General features: G+C 42.4%; 16 protein-coding genes. 5 read left to right on the top strand and 11 right to left on the bottom strand.

What is annotated here, in order from left to right:
- The first annotated feature begins 133 nt into the window (after nucleotides 1–133).
- Nucleotides 134–1,237 (top strand): YeiH family protein, encoded by a 1,104-nt coding sequence (locus FW759_RS02915; RefSeq protein WP_095569788.1) that lies wholly within the window; start codon nucleotides 134–136, stop codon nucleotides 1,235–1,237.
- 300 nt (nucleotides 1,238–1,537) lie between these two features.
- On the opposite strand, the gene FW759_RS02910 is transcribed toward FW759_RS02915, so the two are convergent.
- Both FW759_RS02910 and FW759_RS02905 read right to left on the bottom strand, forming a co-directional pair.
- Complete coding sequence (locus FW759_RS02910; RefSeq protein ID WP_010201661.1) at nucleotides 1,538–1,747, bottom strand: cold-shock protein; 210 nt, start codon at nucleotides 1,745–1,747, stop codon at nucleotides 1,538–1,540.
- A gap of 244 nt (nucleotides 1,748–1,991) precedes the next feature.
- The gene (locus FW759_RS02905; RefSeq protein ID WP_446442146.1) at nucleotides 1,992–2,414 is read right to left on the bottom strand and encodes a YbaN family protein; all 423 of its coding nucleotides are present in this window, start codon (nucleotides 2,412–2,414) and stop codon (nucleotides 1,992–1,994) included.
- Between the two features lie 406 nt (nucleotides 2,415–2,820).
- Between FW759_RS02905 and FW759_RS02900 the strand changes: the two genes are divergently transcribed.
- The 3 genes from FW759_RS02900 (at nucleotide 2,821) to FW759_RS02890 (ending at nucleotide 7,443) form a co-directional block, all read left to right on the top strand.
- Nucleotides 2,821–3,654 carry a hypothetical protein gene (locus tag FW759_RS02900; RefSeq protein WP_446442145.1) on the top strand — a complete coding sequence of 278 codons (834 nt, stop codon included), beginning with the start codon at nucleotides 2,821–2,823 and terminating at the stop codon, nucleotides 3,652–3,654.
- A 189-nt stretch (nucleotides 3,655–3,843) separates the two neighbouring features.
- The gene (locus tag FW759_RS02895) at nucleotides 3,844–6,048 is read left to right on the top strand and encodes a carboxypeptidase-like regulatory domain-containing protein (protein ID WP_446442144.1); all 2,205 of its coding nucleotides are present in this window, start codon (nucleotides 3,844–3,846) and stop codon (nucleotides 6,046–6,048) included.
- A 498-nt stretch (nucleotides 6,049–6,546) separates the two neighbouring features.
- On the top strand, nucleotides 6,547–7,443 hold the full coding sequence (locus tag FW759_RS02890) for an ABC transporter substrate-binding protein (protein WP_446442143.1): 897 nt from the start codon (nucleotides 6,547–6,549) through the stop codon (nucleotides 7,441–7,443).
- A gap of 81 nt (nucleotides 7,444–7,524) precedes the next feature.
- On the opposite strand, the gene FW759_RS02885 is transcribed toward FW759_RS02890, so the two are convergent.
- The 4 genes from FW759_RS02885 to FW759_RS02870 all read right to left on the bottom strand — a co-directional run bounded on the left by FW759_RS02885 (nucleotide 7,525) and on the right by FW759_RS02870 (nucleotide 15,807).
- Nucleotides 7,525–8,832, bottom strand: a complete 1,308-nt coding sequence (locus FW759_RS02885) for a VWA domain-containing protein (RefSeq protein WP_446442142.1) — start codon at nucleotides 8,830–8,832, stop codon at nucleotides 7,525–7,527.
- 128 nt (nucleotides 8,833–8,960) lie between these two features.
- Nucleotides 8,961–10,916, bottom strand: a complete 1,956-nt coding sequence (locus tag FW759_RS02880) for an AAA family ATPase (protein ID WP_062845465.1) — start codon at nucleotides 10,914–10,916, stop codon at nucleotides 8,961–8,963.
- 299 nt (nucleotides 10,917–11,215) lie between these two features.
- Nucleotides 11,216–12,679, bottom strand: coding sequence for a Na+/H+ antiporter NhaC family protein (locus tag FW759_RS02875; RefSeq protein ID WP_446442141.1), 1,464 nt, complete (start codon nucleotides 12,677–12,679; stop codon nucleotides 11,216–11,218).
- Between the two features lie 158 nt (nucleotides 12,680–12,837).
- Complete coding sequence (locus tag FW759_RS02870) at nucleotides 12,838–15,807, bottom strand: valine--tRNA ligase (RefSeq protein WP_446442140.1); 2,970 nt, start codon at nucleotides 15,805–15,807, stop codon at nucleotides 12,838–12,840.
- Between the two features lie 292 nt (nucleotides 15,808–16,099).
- Here FW759_RS02870 and FW759_RS02865 point away from each other — a divergent pair, with 292 nt between their 5' ends.
- Nucleotides 16,100–17,185: a formate/nitrite transporter family protein gene (locus FW759_RS02865; RefSeq protein WP_062845467.1), complete on the top strand. Its 1,086-nt coding sequence runs from the start codon at nucleotides 16,100–16,102 to the stop codon at nucleotides 17,183–17,185.
- 154 nt (nucleotides 17,186–17,339) lie between these two features.
- Here FW759_RS02865 and FW759_RS02860 read toward each other — a convergent pair whose 3' ends face one another.
- The 5 genes from FW759_RS02860 to FW759_RS02840 form a co-directional block, all read right to left on the bottom strand.
- Nucleotides 17,340–18,263, bottom strand: a complete 924-nt coding sequence (locus tag FW759_RS02860; RefSeq protein ID WP_443567025.1) for a bile acid:sodium symporter family protein — start codon at nucleotides 18,261–18,263, stop codon at nucleotides 17,340–17,342.
- A gap of 483 nt (nucleotides 18,264–18,746) precedes the next feature.
- The gene (locus FW759_RS02855) at nucleotides 18,747–19,244 is read right to left on the bottom strand and encodes a YbjQ family protein (RefSeq protein WP_446442139.1); all 498 of its coding nucleotides are present in this window, start codon (nucleotides 19,242–19,244) and stop codon (nucleotides 18,747–18,749) included.
- Between the two features lie 61 nt (nucleotides 19,245–19,305).
- Nucleotides 19,306–19,740, bottom strand: a complete 435-nt coding sequence (locus FW759_RS02850) for a YbjQ family protein (RefSeq protein WP_443528833.1) — start codon at nucleotides 19,738–19,740, stop codon at nucleotides 19,306–19,308.
- 107 nt (nucleotides 19,741–19,847) lie between these two features.
- Entirely contained in the window at nucleotides 19,848–20,405 is a 558-nt protein-coding gene (locus tag FW759_RS02845) for a YecA/YgfB family protein (protein WP_087039653.1), read from the bottom strand.
- A 280-nt stretch (nucleotides 20,406–20,685) separates the two neighbouring features.
- Nucleotides 20,686–20,919 (bottom strand): PA3496 family putative envelope integrity protein, encoded by a 234-nt coding sequence (locus FW759_RS02840; protein ID WP_062845472.1) that lies wholly within the window; start codon nucleotides 20,917–20,919, stop codon nucleotides 20,686–20,688.
- Nucleotides 20,920–20,948: the final 29 nt, after the last annotated feature.

Below are 20,948 nucleotides of genomic sequence, written 5' to 3'. Positions count from 1 at the left end.
GGCTGTATACGTTAACCTAAAAAACCGATAGTTTCTATCTCATTAATCTGTTTTTATTATAGATTGTCCTGTTTTATACTGACCAATCATAAGCTTATGCTTATTTTGATTATAGATGATAGGACAGTCATTCATGCATGCTTTAGCACAAACCGTTGACCATTATTGCCCAACCAACCGCCATTTGGCAGGACTGGTAGTGGTACTGGTCGGCAGTTTGTTTTGTTTATGGCTCAATACCAGTCTCGATACTTGGACAGCAGGACGTGTGGTTGGACTGTCATCTTTAACCTTGGCAATTTTGCTTGGTATGGTATTGGGCAATACCGTTTACCCTAGTGTGTCTGATCGCTTGAGTGTGGGTGTGGCCTTCGCCAAAGGTCAGATACTGCGCCTTGCCATTATGCTTTATGGCTTTAAGCTGACTTTGACGCAAGTATCAGGGGTGGGTATGCCTGCCATCATGATCGATGCTCTTGTATTGACATCCACCTTTCTACTCACGTATTGGCTCGGTACAAGATGGCTAAAGGTAGATAGACAGACTACATTACTGATTGGCTCGGGGGCAAGTATTTGCGGCGCAGCAGCAGTCATTGCCGCAGAACCAGTAATCAAAGCCGAAGCACATAAAGTCACTATCGCCGTGGCTACCGTCGTGGTCTTTGGTACGGTCGCTATGCTCCTCTACCCACTCTTGCATCACATAGGCTGGCTGCAACCTTGGCTCAGTACTGAGCAATACGGGATCTATACGGGCTCAACCATTCATGAAGTGGCACAAGTGGTGGTGGCAGGTAATGCTATCAGTACTGAGGTTGGCGATACGGCGGTCGTCACCAAGATGATACGGGTGATGATGCTAGCGCCTTTTTTGCTTATTTTGTCTTTTGCTTTAACCAAAAGTAAGAACGATGATACTGACCGTAATGAACGACCTTCTATCGTAAAACGCCTAAAAGAAGTCCAAGTCCCTTGGTTCGCGTTTATCTTTATCGCTATTGTCTTACTACATACGTGGGTGCCAATGAGTGCAGGTTTTGAGCGTAGTATGGTCATACTCGATGATGTGTTGCTCACGATGGCGATGTTTGCCCTTGGTTTAACCACCCACTTAAGCGCTATCAAGCAAGCTGGCATCAAGCCTCTTATTTTGGGTGCGACTATGTTTGTTTGGCTCATTGTTGGTGGTGGGTTGATCAATGTTGCGGTCAGCTTAATGTATAGTCGATTCTAAATAAAATAGATTAACGCTGAACTGGAATAAATTTTTCTTACTTACTGTGCCTTCGCAGACAGAGGCTGCGAAAAATTTATTCCAGCACGCTGTTTCATTTTGATATTGAACTTACTACATTAAATCACTGCGTCTGATCTATTTATCATTATCCAACATTTAAAATGCCTACGACCATAGCGATGGTCGTAGGCATTTTTGGTTCTGTGTGCTGTTAACGCTAGAGTATAGACGAAAAAAAACGAACCCGAAGGTTCGTTTTTTAAACATCTATTTATCTACCTGTCTATAAAAGACAAATTAGATAGCAACGATGTTATGTGCTTGTGGGCCTTTTTGGCCTTGAGTTACAGTGAACTCAACTTCTTGGCCTTCAGCCAAAGTTTTGAAACCTGAACCAGTGATTTCGCTGTAATGAGCAAAAACGTCTGCGCCAGTTTCTGGAGCGATAAAACCAAAGCCTTTAGCTTCGTTGAACCACTTAACTGTACCTTTTTGAGTATCTGACATATTGATAATCCTACTTTTAAATTTATTAATGGTCTAGTGACCGATAACGCTTGCAAATAGCTACTGAACGATAAATATTAAAACGAAGGATTATAACTAATACTACGAGGTAATGATTTGGTGCAGAACTGCTCTTAAGCTTGGACGTATTATAAGGGGAACATTCTTGCATCGCAAGCCTTATCTCATATTTCGTGTAACTGACATCCATTTATCACCGTTTTTGCCTCTAATTGCAGCGATTTTAAGCGTTTGGCAAACGAAATAAATAGACTGCTACTCCACTACAAACGGCGGCTACCAGCCATGCGACCCATAGCATATCGGCAGGTAAACGATAAAACAACATACTCGTTGAGATGGTCATCATGATCGTTGCCAGCCATTTGGCATATAAAGGTACGGCGTGATTTTTTTCCCAATCACGGACAAACTTACCAAAATACTTGTGATTGATGAGCCAAAAGTGAAAGCGCCTAGAGCTACGCGCCCAGCAGCCTGCTGCCAGCAATATAAAAGGAGCGGTTGGCATCACAGGTAATAGCGCACCAACAATCCCCAATACAAAAAATATCCAGCCCAATATTACAAATGTCCAACGCACCGCTGGACTTTTGGATTGATTGGTTTTTGGACGGTAGTAAAAAGCTTTTTTGTTAGCACTCATAAGATTGGTGTCATTTGGCAATATAAATAGTAGAAATTAAGTGGCTTTAAATTTTTAATAAAGAAGCGACCTGTATAGGTCAATCAGCATGCAATATCGCTGAAAATGGTACAAGGTTATTTTTGCTTTTTTGTGTTTGTTATTTATCAATCGGATATTTTTTATTTGGCAAAAAATATTGAGAGTTTCAGTAAAATTTTAGTAGAAGAATCATAAAAACTGGTGCATAATCGCCTTTCTAACGAACTATTGTTCTAGTCAATAGTTAATATGTTAAAGGTTGTGTTATTAGGTAACTTTCTATTTTTGTATAAGGTTAGATTCGTCAATCTTGGCATTCCATTGCTACTCCCTGTGTTTATTTATCCTCCGTTTTCTTCTACTTTGTATCGTTACAAGGACATATATGGCCACATTGTTTAACCTATCATCCCTCAAAATGCTCACGCTACCTTTAGCAATCGCCGCTGTCACTATATTTAGTGGTTGTGCGACGACTACAAGTCCAGAAGCACGCTCAGCCTATGATAAGACGCAGCAAAACCTAAAATCTCAATCAGTTAGTATTATCAGTGATGGTTGTGTATTGCTGGTTGAGATAGGTAACGACAATATTATGTATAAACAATCTGATGCGGTATCCGTTGCCATCGCTAACACGCTAAAAGATAAGCTTAACGAAAAGGGTCTTACTGTTAGCAATGTATCATCACCATTTATCTGTGGTGCTATGACACAAAAAGAGCTGGGTGAGATGGATATAGTAATGACTGAAGGCGCTAAAGATGTATTGAATACGAATTATCCAATCTTGAGCGCTAACAATACTTTTGATGGCGTGACCAATCAAGCATATCTAAACCTTTATACAGCGCTCGTAAACGTTAAAAAAGAATATGCAAATAGTCAGAAAACGGGTTCAAACACAGCGCTAAATTTAGATGCTGCTAGCTTGAACACTATTCGCCAAACCGAAGGCACTAATAAAGTATTCGTTGTTTTTGCTGCTGCGAACAAACAGTCATTTGGTTTGAGACTTGCTGCGGCTTCTACCTCTCCACTAGCAGGCGCGCTAATGAACAGAGCACCTGGTCAAGATTATGCTATTCATTTAGTTAACTTAGCGACCAGTCAAGTTGAATGGACAAAATTTGGCAAGATAGAATCAGAGGTATTCAAAAAGCCAGTTACAGGCACTATCGTAACCAAAAAAATCCTTGACCCTTTATACCCTGAATAAGTACTCGTTTATCTACAAATATTAATTACCTAAAAAACCCGCCCATAATTAAATTATGGGCGGAGTTTTAGTATCTTATATAACATTTCTATCTTACTTTTTGATACGTGGGTCGTGTTTTTCGTTATCTCTCTTAAATTTGCTCTCTAAATTTTTCCACCGTTTATTTCTACTGCCAAGGGCTATTATATGCAAAGACTTGTTCTCTTAACCTCAAGTATTTTAACAGCTACTTTAACGCTAACGGCATGTGGGGGTGGCGGTGGTGGCAATTCAGCCCCTTCAAATACGCCAGTACAACCTACCGAACCTCCTACATTGCCTACACCAAAACCACCAGTAGACACTAAACCTGACGTTATCGAAAAAAATACGGTGAGTGGTGTTATAACGGACAATAATAGTGTACCGCTTGCAAATGCAACCGTTGTGCTTGGTCGAAATACCGTTATAACGAATAAAACAGGGGCTTATACGTTTGACTTAAACAAAGCTCTAAAAAATGATATAAGACCTAGCACTATCATGGTTAAAAAGCAGGGCTATTTCACTACCATTAAGGAAATGCCTTTTTTACCTGATCAAGCATATAAGCTCAATATAAACTTAGCAGCAGATCAAATCTCTGAAGTTTTTGAAACCCGTTATAGATTCTCCCACCTGTTCGATTCTCAAGCAGGAGTCCACATTAGCTTTAATAGCGTTGCAAACAGCGATGGTCAAATCTATAACGGTACAGCTAATGTAGCTACTAGCTACTATAGCCCCGATTCAATGGTAGGCTCGAATACTTTTGTATCTCCTCTATCTGGTCAAAGACGAAATGGAAAAACTACGACTGACCTTACTAATGTAGGTATTTTTGAAGTTAAGTTAACCGATACGGTGGGCAATAATTTGGTATTGGCGGAGAACAATAGCCTTACTCTTACCTTTCCTGAAACATCAACAGATCAAAACTTAAAGACTATTCCCCTCTGGCACTACGACGAAAAAAAGGCAATTTGGATAGAAGAAGGTGTGGCAGAGCGCCAAGATGTTAGCGACTATGAAAGCTATTATCAGGCAGACGTGTCTAGTCTTGGATTATGGTCATTAAGCATTCCACTTGACCAACATTCAGCATGGATTGAAGGCTGCGCCCTTGATAGCAAGTCAAATAAGCCAGACTCTCAAGTTGACCTACTCATTGGCGGAAAAGGTTTTGAGACATATAGCCGTGTAAACAAGGATGGTAGGTTTAATATTGCTGTTCCTATTAATACCCCTTTATTACTTTTGCCAGTGCAGCATCAAGTTATTTTTAAGGATATACAAATACCGGCATTAGCACGTAATGAAGTTTATAATATCGATAATGGTAAATGTATTGTTACCTCAAAAAGCACTACTCAAGAACTCGTTGATTTAAGTGCCCAAAAAAATATATTTCTTAATCAATTGACTGCCCTACCAGCTATTGTTAAACCAACGGTGACCTCTTCTACCTTTCAACCCCCTTTAATAAGAAAGGCAGCGCCGGAAGACAAAGACACAGTAGGTTATCAATTTGATTTTGTAGGTCTTTCAGCAGTCACTGATATAATTCTTAAAGATATACAAACTTCCGTAGATCCTAAAGATAGTTACTATAACCGTCTCATTTATACACTCCAATCTCTCTATGCAGACAACAGAAAGTACGTAGATGATTATCGCTATTGGTCAAAAAGAATCATGACCCCTAACGAAACATTTTCTTCTAGCGCGCAAGGTGCTCGATACTCTGGGCCATACATAGGGGACTCTAATTCTAGCGACAATAAGTCTGAGATAGCAGCTATTATTCAATACCATACTACTTTTAATAGTAATCAGCTAACAAGAAACTATAACGATGAATTGTTAGTCGTTAATAGTTATCGTGATCAATCTATTGCTAATCAAAAAATAGGAGAAGTACTGTTTCATAGTGCTCCTAAAACACCCAATAATATTGCTATTGTCGATACAATAAATCGGTTACCAGCCTCTATCAGTACTTTTGATAGTACAGCCAGCTGTAAGATACTCACCGCTCGAACGACTAACGTAGATTACATTGAATACGTAGATATGCTGTCGGGTCAGCGGAATAGCTATGCTGGTATGAAGATGCCTTTGAACAATCCTATCAAAGGGTCTTGGTTCCCTAATGATCCTATACGGTGGAGCGTAGAAAAGCGAACAAATGAAGCTGGTATCTCTAGAGCAGTAATAAATTATGATGATGGTACATATGAAGATGCTATTTACGTCAGGAAAAATACATTAACGGTCAGTCCTAATGAGCAGCAACGATGTGAGATTTACAACGAAGCAGCCAAAAATCAAATTCTTGAAGCGCTTAGTAAAGTCACTTTACCTTCCCAGTAATCTTTTAATCTGAATTAACCTCGTCTGAAGATCTGCCTGACTTTGGGTGGATCTTTTTTATAACTATTTGATCCTTTTCTCCAACTTCTTAAAAAAGCAATTTTTTATTGAACAACTTATTCAAAAAATCCACTATTCTAGTTTAGACACATTAAACTTCGCTTGCAAAGACAATCAATTTACCAACCTCTCCAAAACCTTGCATCACGTCTCATAAGTCGTTTATGATGACGCAGTACCAATCAAAGATCATGCAACACCACTCAAACTTGTCGGGGTGCTTTGCTTTTGACTTTTAAGACCGTCAAAACCATTGCTGAGACATACCCGTGAACCTGAAGCAGTTAGCACTGACGTAGGAAACAAGCGTGACACGTTTTAATAAATCTCCAAATGATGCGGCTATGTGATTATGCATCTGACTTTGAGGTTTTGCCTTTCTTGTTTTACCTAAACAGTATCAGTCTGATTGTTTCCCACATAAAATAGGAAACAACGATGCAGCCAACCACCACCCTTACCCTGACCCTCGAATGGTTCTTAAACCCTGATCACTTGCCCTTTATCGCTGGTGTGACCACGGGCGCGTACGAGCAAGCAGAGCTTGATATAACCATTATCGAACCAGATGACCATTATGATGGCTTTGCTGAATTGCAGAATCAAACAATCGATTTGCACGTCAATGAGCCTATCCATCTGTTTGAACATTACGCGCCCAATCTTCGTGCGCTGGGCTGCTTCTTTGAGACTGATGGCGGTATATTGATGCAGCAGTCCAGCATGGATAAGCTAAAAAACAATCAGCCGATTCGCATTTGTACCCCTGCTGCTGAGGAAAAAACCAATCGTATTGGTTTTGAGATATTAGCCCGCTATGCCAAGAAAAACGGCTTTAACATCAATAGCGACAATGTCACCTTTGTGCAAAAAGACTTTTATCATATAAAAAATCTGCAACAAGACCCAAGCCTTGATGGCGCATGGTTATGTTTTTATAACTTCGAAGGCGTTGAAGCAACTTCTGAGGGTATGGATTTTGAATTTATCGATCAGCACCTCTCACCCTACCCTAACTTTTCGGCGTTAGAAATTCTCACGACCGATGAGATTTATAGCGCGAAAAAAGACGCGATAGATACCTTTATCCAAGTGACTAACCAGATGACTGAGCTGTGTAAAAACGATCCAGACGCCGCTCACCGCATGTATTATGAGTACAGTAAAACCGAAGCCGATGCCTTGATGGATGCTATTATTGATAATACACTTGGCAGATTGATCACGCCTATTAAGCCTGATACAAGTAAATGGCAAGAACTGCGCGAAATGCTGGCAGAGATCGATATTGTGACGTTGACTTATGAGCAGTATCAGTCGCTTTGGGCGTTGTAATAATTAGGCTATTTGAAATGATAAAAAACCGCTACAGTATTGGCTATAGCGGTTTTTATTTTTGACAATCGTTGCTCGATACTATTTTCTTATCAAGCCAATCTCACGCGCTTCTTTTAGCCAGCTTGGGAACTCTTCTAGCATATTCTCGTACAAAGCTTCTTCGCTAATGTCATTTAAATCGTCAAGTTCAAAAAAGTCGCAATTATCAATCACGCGCCCTGTCATGTCGTCTAATTTCTTAAGGATGCCATAACCGCGACCACCCAGTCCGACGAACTGCCAAAACATTGGTAATTTTGCCGCTTCCGTCATGACTCTGGTGATGCCCCGATTGTCACTCACCCCACCATCACTGATAAACAAAATATAAACGGGCACATCTAAACCATCCTTTTGATAAAACTCAGTCACGGCTTTCATGACTTCTGCTTCATTGTTGATACGCGGGCCAAGTGCCCATTTGCGCCAGCCACCATGAGCGTTATCAATAAACCCTTCGTAGTTGCTCAACCCAATCTCACCCAAATATTGCGGGTCACGGGCAAACGCCCAGCAGTCTAGCGCTTGATCATCATCAAAGCTCACGGCTAATGGCAATAAACGATTAACCACTTCTTGTACACGACCTTGTTTATATTGTCTGTTCATTGAACCTGAGGCATCGAGCACAAGCGCCACTTTTGCGGTTAATTGCTGCAACTGGCGTTTTTCAAGCGAGATGGTGGCTTTTTTGGCAAGGTTAACCAGCTTGGGCGCTTTCTCTAGCATCACCTTTTCTAAAGGAACTTTTGAGGTATTAATTTTGGCTGGGGCAATGGTTTGTGCAGGCACAGTATCACTGTGATCTTCCGCTACATCACCGCCAAAGTGCTGCACGATTGCAGCAAGTCCACCATTAAACCCTTGCGCGACATTCGCTAAGCGCCAAACACCGCCCTTACGATAAATCTGCATCAGCATACTGGCTTGCTGCTGAGCAAAGTCGGCTACTTGATATTCTGCCTGCGCTTTTTGCGATTGCTGCCAAATACCAATATCTAGCGATTGAATTTGGTTGAGCGGAGTATCGGCTGATAATACAAAAAACAAGCTGTCTATATTCGCACCCAGTTTGGATAAATTAACTTCAAACTCGGCTTGAATGCCTTTATTCGCCGTTGGCTGCGACTCGTAATGGGTGAGCTTGATTTGCCCACAAGGTGAGGTTGGTTGATTATAAAACACCATGTAATCATCGTTGATCAGTTTGCCCGCTGCGTCTAAGGCAAAGCAGCTGATGTCCATCTCTATCGGACTTTGGCGCGTAAACTTGAGCGTGATGGGTGCGGTATCGTCAATAGCAAGGTTGTTTAAAGGTGTGCGTTGTCCGACGGTGAGATGGTTCATAGTATTCCTTACTCTAGAGTATTATTCTTTTAATAATAATATAGCGTAGTTGTAGACATAAAAATACCGCCATAGTACTTGCAGTGGTGGTTTCTTATTTTATTAATGATTAGAAATATTAATCCCAATCATGACTCGAAATACTGACGGATCTTAGTAATCCAATCAGGTATTTCATAACTATCATCTATAATATCTATATACCTTTTTGAAAACTCATACTTCACTCCTTCTTGTTTGAAGAAGTTGAGTAGTTTATCAGTCTCGCTAGTTTTAAGGTCTAACGCGGACCGTGAACATACTTCTTTCACATCTTCCATACTATGACTATCTAAAAATCCTAAATGTTCTGGATAATCATCTCTAAAAGTTACTAGTGTTTCAACAAACGCCTTTCCATTTAATACATCTTCTATAGTTGTTGATGGCGAAACATGACTAGAATTAATATTAACTAAATCGGTGATATAGTTACTCCCGCTAACTATCCTATTACATAAGAGATTACTCTCATTCGTAACTTCGTACTGGACTAGCTGACTGTCAGTATCAGATAATAGATATATTTTTCCTACCATTTCTCTCTTAAAGTCGTCATATGAAGCAAATAGATACTTATAAAGCCTTTTAATCTCACCTGCACCACCCACTGGTACGATACGTAGCTTATTATTAACAACTAAATCTTTAAAATACTCAGATAAATATATCTTCTCCGAACTGCCCTCACATATCAGCCAATTATATGGTTCCTCTGATGTTGTACTAGAAATTACTGACTGCACAAAGTCATTTAAACTTTTGAGTCTTACATCAAATGGCATAACTTTTCTAGAACCTTTGCTAATATGCTTAACTTGTTCTCGATAGTTTGCCAAATTAACTTGATCGAACTGGTGCGTCTCCGCACTTCTATTTATGAAAGTTGCACTACCACTTTCGACTGTAGGCAAAAAACCATACCAATGTGTTGAAAAAATCACCTGCATACACTCTCTGCTCATTTCATATAGTGTACTAAACTGATCGTAGCACGCAGATATGTGTAATGAAGACTCTGGCTCATCAATACCTATAATTAAGTTATCTCCACTAGCTCTATGGTTTATCAATAGCTTATAGGCTATATTAATTATAGCTTTTTGCTTTTCTCCTGAGCTTAAAGAATTAATATCTAACCAGTTAACACCTTTTTCTTTGTGTAGCTTTCTTATGCTGAAGAATGCTTGAATAATTAAATTATTCACATCTGATCTTCTTAGGTTTTGCTGTCTATCAGTAATTGTTCGATAGGAATAACCATCTAACTCTTGTGATATCTCATCCAAAAAGTCATTTAGGCTTTTATTAATATCTGTTATCTGCTTTTTAGTAACTCTTTGAGATAATATCTTTTCTAATGACTCTCCCATTAAAACTTGGACTTCCGTCGTCTCAAGTCTTGTAAATGACTCTGGATCAATTTCACGTGGAATGTAAATGTAATCAAACTTATCCTTAATAAAGCTCCATAATTTCATAAAAGTTTCTAACTCTTCATCAAGCTTATTCTTAGATGGTATATGAGGAGGAAGCACAATATCGGCTTTATGAAGTTTCTCATTATAGAAATCTTCAACTAACTTCCTATTATTGAAGAAACTTAAACTTACGCCACCTTTGTAATCAAGTCCGATAGGTAGAAAATAACAGTCGTTCAAATTATTATTAGTATTTTTAACTATAGATTGTAAATGATTATAAAAGTCTATTTGAGGTTGTGAAGTTAGATTATCAGTTGATATATTACGGACAGTATTATCAAGCGACCTAGCTACTTCCTGATACTCATCAGGTATATCAGTTTTCTTTAGAAGGAATATGGGTACGATTTCTGGATTAGTCGAGTTTAATCCACTCTTTTTAGTTGCTGTATTGAAGTTCCAGGACTTATCGTTAAAACAGGCATCGAGTGCTTCAAGTATAGAGCTTTTACCAATACCGTTATTACCTACCAAACCGCAGAACTGATCACTGTCAGTTAATGGTATATAGTTTCTCCCTTGGTAAGTTTTATAATATCTTAAAACTATGCCAATAATCATAAACTGTCCTTATACATAGATTTGTAAAACCAATACAGCTCTCTAATAACCTTGCCTCTGTGATATCAAAAATAAATATAGTATCACAAAATTTTTTAGATAATAGCACACAAATATTCAGTTGTATGATGAAACCGAATATTAGCTAGAGAACTAACCAGTAGACAATAAAAAACGCCATCACAATTGTGACAGCGCTATTTATTACTACAACCATTACTATGCCAATTACAACGCTTTCAACTGCTCCATCTGCGCCGTCATCGCGGTCAACTGCCCTTCTAACTCAACTAATAAACTCACCCCAACAACCACACCACCGCCACCCACGTAAACAGCAACATCCCAATATTGGCGTGAAAAAACGTTGGAATCACACTGTCTTTAATATGGTCATGCTGTCCATCAGAATTTAGACCAGCAGTAGCGCCAAGCGTGATCGTAGACGCTGGCGAACCCGCATCGCCTAACGCCGCCGCTGCACCAAGCATGGCAAGAGCCGCGAGTGGAGAGAACCCAAGCGCAAACGCAAGTGGGATATAAATAGGCGCTAAGATGGGGACAGACGCAAACGAATCGCCAAACCCAATAGTAATAAACAAGCCAACGACCAGCATCACCGCTGCACCAAACAGTTTATTGTCACCAAAGAATTGCGTCGCTGATGCCACGAGTGGGTCGATGTCGCCAGTGGCGGTCAGCAGTGCGCCAAAGCTCGATGCAATGGTAATGATGACGGCGATTTCTGCCATTAAGCGCACGCCTTGCGTAAACACATCGTCTTGCGCTTGCCAGCGATAAATACCTGAAAACCCAAGAATCATAAAACCGATCATCGCGCCAATAAACAGCGAATCAAAATAAATTTGGAACAATAACACCGTGACCACTGCCAGCGCTGTAAATAGCAGCGGCTGTAAACCAATCTCGATTTTTTCGTCAGTAGCGATCATATCAGTATTTTCTGTTTCTATTTTTGTCACTTGCAAATAGTCACGCGGTTTACGATACGTGATGAATACCGCAAACAGCATACCAGCGAGTAGCCCCATTACTGGGAAGAACATCGCTTTGGGCGCCATGCTGGCAGTCGCTGCATACCCAGACGCTGCGCCAACGCTATTAAAATTCTCTAATAAGATTTCATTCAGATAAATTGCGCCAAACCCAAACGGCAGCAGCAGATAAGACGCGCTAATACCACAAGCCAGAATACAAGCAACGGCACGGCGATCGAGTCGTAAGCGGTTCATGAGACCAAGCAGCGGCGGTATCAGCACAGGGATAAAGGCAATGTGTACGGGTATTAAGTTTTGTGAGAGCAATGAGGCCACAATAAATAGGGCAAACAGCATCCATTTGACCTGCTGTCGTACATGAGCACCTTCACGATTAAGACTACTCGCCATCTTTTGTGCGACCCAATCCAGGATGCCACTTCTCGCCAGCGCCACGGCAAACGCGCCAACCATGATGTATGTCATCCCGACTTGTGCGCCGCTCAGCAAGTTATCATTTAACACCTGTAAGATGTCTGGCATTGTCATTCTTGCATGCAAACCGCCAAGCAAAGCCGCCGATACTAAGGAGACGGCCACAGGGATTTTGATCAGACAAAACACCACCATCAACGTAATAGCCAGCACCACAGCATTGACTGGAATCGCAAACAGCCACAACGCGCCATAGATAGCAGCCAAGCCGATTAGGACAGGCAATGCGCGGTTAAGAAAAAAAGTATCCTGACGATAAGCAGATAACATGACATTCCTTAAAATGTTATTTCAAATAGAGGGGCTTAATTTAGCGAGCTTAAAAATTTAAGAAGTTATGAGCGATAGATATATTGCCATACAGACAATAAAAAACGCCATCACAATTGTGACAGCGCTTTTTATTACTACAGATATTTACGTTTTATTTACAACGCTTTCAACTGCTCCATCTGCGCCGTCATTGCAGTCAACTGCCCTTCTAGCTCAGCCAGTTTTGCTTTCTCAGCATCGACGACTTCGACTGGCGCTTTACTCACAAAGCCTTCATTACCAAGCTTACGAGCGATACCTTCAGCTTGACCTTTCAACTTATCATATGACTTGCCCAAGCGAGCCAGCTCAGCCGTTGGATCGATGAGCCCTTTCATCGGCACGAGCACACGTAGCTGACCGACCATACTTGATGACGATAATGGCACGTCATCGCCTTCTTTGACGATCTCTAGGCTCTCGACTTTGGCAAGCGCTTTGAACTGGTTTTTGATACGCGATAGGCGCGCTTCTTCTTCACTAGAGACGTTTTGTAGCAGTACTGGCAGACGTACGGCATTACCAAGCTTCATCTCACCGCGGATATTACGGACGCTCGCGATCAGCTCTTGTAGCCACGCCATATCCGCCTCAGTTTGTTCACTGATTTGGCTGTCATCGGTCTGTGGATAGCTCGCGATCACGATGCTGTCGGTGTTTTTACGACCGAGTAGCGGCGCGATGGTTTGCCAGATTTGCTCAGTCAGATACGGCATGATTGGATGCGTGAAGCGTAGCGCGGTCTCTAGCACATGCAGCAGCACATAGCGGATTTGCGCTTTGCGCTCGTCTGATACCGAGTCATCATTGAGACTGGCTTTAGCAAGCTCCACGTACCAATCACAGTACTCGTTCCAGATGAACTCATAGATATCTTGGCTGACCATATCGAGACGATACTGAGCGAAATGCTGATGAATGTCTTTGATGCTAGAGTTCAGACGACTCATGATCCACTTCTCTGGTAATTCCCATACGTCAGGGTTTGCCGCTTGGTCGATAGGCTTGGCATTGCTGTCACCATCCACACAGTTCATGAGGACAAAACGGCTGGCGTTCCAGATTTTATTACAGAAGTTGCGATAGCCTTCAACGCGTTTGAGATCAAAGTTGATATCGCGACCGGTACTGGCAAGCGAGGTAAAGGTAAAGCGCAGTGCATCGGTACCATACGCTGGGATGCCTTCTGGGAACTCTTTACGCGTTTGCTTCTCAATCTTGGCCGCGTCTTTTGGATTCATCATGTTGCTGGTGCGCTTTTCGACCAGCGCTTCTAGCTCGATACCGTCGATCAAGTCAATCGGATCTAAGACGTTACCTTTTGATTTTGACATTTTTTGACCATTACCATCACGCACCAGACCATGGACATAGACAGTCTTGAACGGTACTTGCGGCGTGCCATCTTCGTTTTTCACAAAGTGCATGGTCATCATGATCATGCGCGCAACCCAAAAGAAGATAATGTCAAAACCTGTCACGAGCACGCTGGTTGGGTGAAAGGTTTTCATCACGCGTGGATCGGCGTTGACATCTGCCCAGTCAAGCGTACTGAACGTCCATAGACCTGAGCTGAACCACGTATCAAGTACGTCATCATCTTGGCGCAGTTTTACATCGTCGCTTAGGTTGTATTTAGTGCGCACTTCCGCTTCATCACGGGCGACATAGATTTCACCTGTCGCATCGTCATACCATGCGGGGATACGATGACCCCACCACAGCTGACGGCTGATGCACCAGTCTTGTAGATCGGTCATCCACGCCATATACATGTTTTTGTACTGCGCAGGGACGAACTCAATGCTGCCGTCTTCTACTGCATCAATCGCAGGCTTAGCAAGCTCTTTGACCGCGACGTACCACTGATCGGTCAACCACGGCTCAACGATCGTACCGCCACGCTCAGCACGTGGGGCTTTTAGCGCATAGTCCTTTACCTCTTCTAGCCAGCCCTGCTCGCCTGCTTGCTCTACAAGGAACTTACGAGCGGCAAAACGCTCAAGTCCTGCGTACTCGCTCGGCGTGGTCTCTAGCTCTGGCTCACGTGTCTGCAAGTCAGGATAGACTTCCATCGCTCGCAAGATATTGGCGCGCTCATCAAGGATGTTAATCAGCGGCAAGTTATGACGACGACCCAATTCATAATCGTTGAAATCATGTGCTGGGGTGATTTTGACACAGCCCGTACCAAAGTCTTTTTCGACGTAATCATCAGCGACGATAGGCACGACACGACCCGTGATTGGCAAGGTAATAGTTTTGCCGACCAAATGTGCATAACGCTCATCGCTCGGATTGACTGCGACCGCCGTATCACCAAGCAAAGTCTCAGGACGTGTGGTGGCGACGACCAGATAGTTTTTACCATCTTGAGTCATCAAGTCTTTGTCAGTGAAATGATAGCGGAAATGCCACAAGCTGCCTTTTTCATCATGGTTTTCTACTTCTAAATCAGACAGTGCCGTTTGGAACTTAGGGTCCCAGTTCACTAGGCGCTTACCGCGATAAATAAGACCATCGTCAAACAGGCGTACGAACACTTCTTTTACTGCATTGGACAGACCATCATCCATGGTAAAACGCTCACGCGACCAGTCAACCGAGCTACCCAAACGGCGAATTTGGCTGGTGATGTTACCGCCCGACTCTTCTTTCCATTCCCATACTTTATCGATGAAGTCTTCACGCGTCATATCACGGCGTTTGATACCTTGCGCCTCCAAACGACGCTCAACAACCATTTGAGTCGCGATACCAGCATGATCCGTACCTGGTTGCCACAACGTATTATCACCATCCATGCGATGATAACGGGTCAGCGCATCCATGATTGCATTGTTAAAGCCATGACCCATATGCAATGAGCCTGTGACGTTCGGTGGTGGCAGCGCAATAGAAAACGACTCGTCTTTATCAAAGCTTGGTTTAAAATAACCGCTTTCTTCCCAACCTTGATACATGCCTGCTTCCACCTCACTGGGATTGTAGGCGTTTTCTAGTTGATTCAGAGCTGCTTGGATAGATTGGGTCAGATTGGTTTTCGCGTTGCTATTAGTACTGGTATCGGTATCGGGATTGCTCATAGTAAAAAGGTCTTTTATTGATAATGGATGTGGTCAGACAATGGATGTAAAAAATAGATAATATAATGAATACCGTGATTTTAACGCAGATAGGCAGATTTTGTTAGATGCTAAGGCAATTTATCGGAGCTTAACAGCGGCATTCAACAATTAACAACCTTAATCAACTGAACGCTCACCATAATCAATCATTGCATGCGTTAAAATATAACGCTGCTATAAGGTAGAGCAACGCTATAGAATATAGCCATGTCTTTTTATTAACATCAATCTGGATAACAGCGAGCCAACCGTGTCCCAAGATACCGAGTATAACAATAACGCTCATGCCAATAAGGTCAACGGTGCGCCTATCATTGATGGTGCCACTCATCCTGCGTACGAGGCAAAAGATGAACCAGAGGATGAGGGCGACCATACTGCTTTGGATGATGAGCTTGAAGCGACTGAGCAGTTAGAAGATGAAGATTTTTCTGAAGACATCAGCAAGGAGGACAAAGAAACCATCAAAAAAGTCGCCAATGACGACAACGCCAGTCAAGCAAAAAGCCATGCCAGTATCTTGGTTGAGCAGTCCATGGACGCCCGAAAAACCTTTGAGCGTTCGCTTGGCTCATTATTCACCAGTGCTTTTACCGCTGGGCTTGAGATTGGCATCAGCTTCTTTATGATTTTATCCGCTTTTGCCCTTCTCAATGAAATGCTGCCAAGTCATTATGCGCTCGTCCTCGCTTCCCTACTTTATCCCATTGGTTTTATCATTGTGGTCATTGGTCAGTCATTGTTATTTACCGAACAAACCTCGCTTTTGAGCTTGCCTGTATTGAATGGTTTTGAACCTGTAAGCAAACTATTGCGCCTTTGGGGCATTGTAATCGCAGGCAACGTGGTCGGTGGCTGTTTGTTTGCAGCCTTAATGATTGGTTTGGGCTTGAATATGCATCTGTTTAGCGCAAGTAGTATCGATACTTATGCCGAGCATATTTTGGGATTTAGGTGGTGGGTCATATTTGGCAGCGCCATCTTGGCAGGATGGATGATGGGGGTCACAGCGTGGCTTGTGACCTCAGCGCGCGATACCCTTAGCCGGATTGTGTTAGTCACTATTATCACAGGCAGTATTGGATTTTTGGGTTTGCATCACAGTATCGTTGGTAATATCGAGGTATTCTCTGCTTTACTATATGGCAATACGGTCAGCTTGTGGCGCTATTTGGAATTTTTGGCGGTGGTATTGGTAGGCAATACGGTCGGTGGCGTGGTGTTTGTCGCGGTACTCAAAAACCGTACGTTCTTGTTTGATATCGAAAAAGTAAAAGAGCAAACCGCTGATGACAGAGCCAATGATAGCCGACATATAAATATCCGTCGGCCTTAGTACTTGGCAAATCATATTGAATGATAAACGCGCATAATGAGAGTCACAGCAGTCAATGCACTGGTTGCCCATAAGCAACTTAACAACCTTAAACTGCTTATGGGAGTTGATTCCTCATCCATCAACGTAATGCGCTTTGCTTTATGACCTCTATCTAAGCTCTAGATGCCGCCAAAATACCGCTCTTTACTTCAGACTTCTTAAGCTTATGATACTTTGCACTAAAGATTCTGACCAAAATCCCAGCGGTCAAAAACATGATCAAGGTATAAATGGCAGGCATCAGCGACATTTTATAATTGGCCAATAGTGTCAGCGCCATAAATATCGACAAGGTGCTGTTTTGTAAACCAACCTCTAGTGTCACTGACGCTCTTTGTGCCAAGTTCAGTCCAAACCATTTACTCGTGTAATAACCAAGCGCCATGGTAGACAAGTTCAATAATAAAGACACTGGCCCCGTGGCAAAAAACGCCTCAACGATAATGTCTCTTTGTACATAGCTCAAAAACGCCACCAAAAACGCCAAAAATGTCACGCCAAATCTAGACACATATCGCTGTGAGCTATCCGCGACCTTAGGCGCAAAGCGTTTGATCAGCATGCCCACACTGATGGGTAATATCGTCAGCAATACCAAAGTCAATACTGTCTTTAACACAGGCAATTGAAACTCGCTGCCCGCCCCCATAAAGTGAATCAATGAAAAGCTTAGAACGACAGGAATACTAAACACAGTTATGATGCTGGCAATCGCCGTCATCGTCACAGATAGCGCCACATCCCCTTTGGCAAGATACGTAAATAAGTTTGAAGTTGTGCCGCCTGGGCAGAGTACCAGTAGCATGACGCCAACCGCATACTCAGGCTCAAGTGGCATGATGTTTGCCAAGGCAAAACCAATGACTGGCAGCAATATCAGCTGATTGGTCAAGCCGATACCGACGGCTTTTGGGTATTTTAAGACGCGTTTAAAATCATTGGTGACGAGGGTCAACCCCATGCCCATCATGATTAAAAACAAGCAAATAGGAATGACAACGGAATTTACTAACGTGACTATCTCAAGACTTTCCATAACTACATCCATGTAGGTAAGACCCTTCTTTGGGTCAGTTTATGACAATGCCGTGATGCTCAATCAGCCAATCCTGCTGATTATTTGGGTAAAAGCCACCATCGGCATCAGCGTTTTCTTGTGATGCTCTTTGTCTGACAATGTTTTTTGTACCGTACTATTTTGCACACTACTTACTAACACGCCCTATCATGATGATAGAACGAGAAAATTCAGTATATCGTGCTAAAAGTCTCTGTATTTACTTTATCTAACGACTCATCAGTCAAATAAGAAATAGTATCTTTGGGAAGGATAGTTTTAGGAGGAAATAAAAACATGCGGGTAAAAAGTAGCAGATACGGTCGATTTACTTTAAAAAACAGATAGTGTGAGTGGGACGATTTTTTGCTACCTCTGTGTTAGCAGCACGCAAGAAAAAGTGATAGCAGTCGCACATAGCACCTGCTGTATCGATTTTATGTTGAACTGGCTATAGCAAGTTTATATAGAAGGTTTAGCAACAATTGTATTGTTACTGTCGATACTGATGACCGCTGTACCATAGGCAATAGCCTCTACCATGCTGCCCAATTGATTGATGTTAGTCACTTCCATACGTAAGCCATAGATATGGTTATAGCCTTTGGCATTGGCTTCGGTACGCATGCGTACAATGGCTTCACGGCGTGCACGATCTAATAATGTCTCGTAAGTGGTCAAGTTTTTGCCAAATAGGCTTAACACACGCGCGATGATCATTTTGAAGTAATCTTGAGCAATGACAACGCTACCCAGCACCAACTCGCCCTCGCTACCAGCCGCCAGTTTGGGGCAATAAAAGCGCTCGCTTGAGACAATAATATGACCCAACTCTTGTTCCGACACGCGCAGCTGCGCTAAATGCTGACGCTCATGACGCGACCCAAAAAACCACCCAGCCGCGAATAATAAAATAAACGGCGCGTAGTTGATGAGAAATTGAGTGAGAGAGTTATTCATGACACGTCTCTTAATATAAAAAGCATCAATGCTTCGACAGAATGCTTTGAGCGTTGGCTAATCAACCAAAAGGATTGAAACGTGGCAAATCATCTTTCGGTACAGGTGTAGGGTTTTGGGCTGGCATAGATTGCCCGTAAGCATCATTTGGCGGCTGAGTGGCTTGTTGCGGCATGGGAATGGCTTTGACTGCAGTGCCATAAACGAATAGCTCAGAGGCGCCCTGTGCAATACTAGACGTTGAAAAACGCAAGCCTACAACTGCGTCAGCACCCAAGGCTTCGGCTTTGACCACCATCCGATCTATCGCCTCTTGACGCGACTCTTCTAGCAACTCGGTATAAGCGGTTAGTTCACCACCAACGATGTTTTTTAACCCAGCAAACAAGTCTTTGCCGACATGCTTTGAGCGTACCGTACTGCCGTACACCACATCTAGGCGCTCGGTGATTTGGTAATTGGGTAAGTGCTCAAGATTGGAGAGTTGCACAGTCATAGGACGACCTTATCGGTGACTTAATAGGATGAATCAAAAAACGCCAAGCAATACTGATAGTAAGTGATATTCAACCGTACTGCTTATGGCTATTTTTAATAATACGCTTAATCGTTGGTATGGAACAACAAGAACAACTCAGTCAAATTGCCTTCAATGCTATTGGCCATTTGTACCAGCTTATCCTCATCGCGGCGCATCTCAGCAAGCTCTGGATCTTCGTCATCGATACCGCTTAACACGATCATCGGTAAGGTCAATACCGCCACATCTTCTGCTGTCTCTTCATCTTCAAACCAGTCGCTTGCTTCATCAGCATACATGGCATCTACAAAGCCAATCGACCAAGCAACGATGTCCGACTCATCTGAAAAATCAACGGCCACTTCTTCGTTACCAGCGTCTTCTCCAAACGGTAACTCAATGGGTGTCTCGTTTTTTAACTCAGCCATAATAGCATCGCGCCAGCGCTTGATACCGTCAATGACGTTTTCAGGCACTTCACTGGTGTGGCCTTCAAACAACGCATCAATCCAATTTGGTAATGGACGACCTATCACCGTCGCTGTCAAAAAACCATGCGCAGCAACGCTATCGAGCACAAACTGGCTCTCTTGATTGTCCAAATAGTCTAGTAATTCATCGAAACTTAGTGGGTTACTCATGATGTCATGATCCTTAAGAGAGGGGTTGCGTCAATTGCAATGACTGATGGAATAAGCGCAGGATAGCGGATAATCTGAAGACAAAGGTTGTCTGGATAAGTCGCCAAACAACCATAATAAAATTAAAAACTTTATAAAAACGAGGTATTAAGCGCCGAAAAAAACCACAAACAAGATACCATCAGCTTAACACAGCCGAATCCATAATCTCGATTAAAAGGCTTTAGTCGGCTTAAATGACGCTATTTTTTGACTCCAGGTCGTCATTTAAGCCTAAAAACTAAAGATCATCATCCCAGTCATCGCCATCTTCGTCGAAGTTGTCGATATCATCTAGATCATCTTTGAGTTCTTTGGCCAGACGCTTCTCTTCTAACAAATTGTCGATTAGTCGACGCTTTTCAAGACTGCTTAGGCGTGTACGTACACTCGTCTCGGCCTCTTCCACCATCTTTGCATCATCATCGTCGACAAAATCATCATCAAAATCGTCGTCAATATCTGTGTCACTCATGACAAGCTCCTATCGTTTTTAGCAAGGGT

The organism is Psychrobacter sp. 1176_08 (assembly GCF_052850615.1).
This window is presented reverse-complemented; position numbering and strand designations above follow the sequence as displayed.

Excerpts from the sequence above, each read along its gene's own strand:
- FW759_RS02855 (WP_446442139.1), bottom strand. The coding sequence starts at position 19,244 with ATGAATAACTCTCTCACTCAATTTCTCATCAACTACGCGCCGTTTATT.
- FW759_RS02885 (WP_446442142.1), bottom strand. The coding sequence starts at position 8,832 with ATGAACCATCTCACCGTCGGACAACGCACACCTTTAAACAACCTTGCT.
- FW759_RS02910 (WP_010201661.1), bottom strand. The coding sequence starts at position 1,747 with ATGTCAGATACTCAAAAAGGTACAGTTAAGTGGTTCAACGAAGCTAAA.
- FW759_RS02875 (WP_446442141.1), bottom strand. The coding sequence starts at position 12,679 with ATGTTATCTGCTTATCGTCAGGATACTTTTTTTCTTAACCGCGCATTG.
- FW759_RS02890 (WP_446442143.1), top strand. The coding sequence starts at position 6,547 with ATGCAGCCAACCACCACCCTTACCCTGACCCTCGAATGGTTCTTAAAC.
- FW759_RS02915 (WP_095569788.1), top strand. The coding sequence starts at position 134 with ATGCATGCTTTAGCACAAACCGTTGACCATTATTGCCCAACCAACCGC.
- FW759_RS02870 (WP_446442140.1), bottom strand. The coding sequence starts at position 15,807 with ATGAGCAATCCCGATACCGATACCAGTACTAATAGCAACGCGAAAACC.
- FW759_RS02880 (WP_062845465.1), bottom strand. The coding sequence starts at position 10,916 with ATGATTATTGGCATAGTTTTAAGATATTATAAAACTTACCAAGGGAGA.
- FW759_RS02845 (WP_087039653.1), bottom strand. The coding sequence starts at position 20,405 with ATGAGTAACCCACTAAGTTTCGATGAATTACTAGACTATTTGGACAAT.
- FW759_RS02895 (WP_446442144.1), top strand. The coding sequence starts at position 3,844 with ATGCAAAGACTTGTTCTCTTAACCTCAAGTATTTTAACAGCTACTTTA.
- FW759_RS02840 (WP_062845472.1), bottom strand. The coding sequence starts at position 20,919 with ATGAGTGACACAGATATTGACGACGATTTTGATGATGATTTTGTCGAC.
- FW759_RS02905 (WP_446442146.1), bottom strand. The coding sequence starts at position 2,414 with ATGAGTGCTAACAAAAAAGCTTTTTACTACCGTCCAAAAACCAATCAA.
- FW759_RS02860 (WP_443567025.1), bottom strand. The coding sequence starts at position 18,263 with ATGGAAAGTCTTGAGATAGTCACGTTAGTAAATTCCGTTGTCATTCCT.
- FW759_RS02900 (WP_446442145.1), top strand. The coding sequence starts at position 2,821 with ATGGCCACATTGTTTAACCTATCATCCCTCAAAATGCTCACGCTACCT.
- FW759_RS02850 (WP_443528833.1), bottom strand. The coding sequence starts at position 19,740 with ATGACTGTGCAACTCTCCAATCTTGAGCACTTACCCAATTACCAAATC.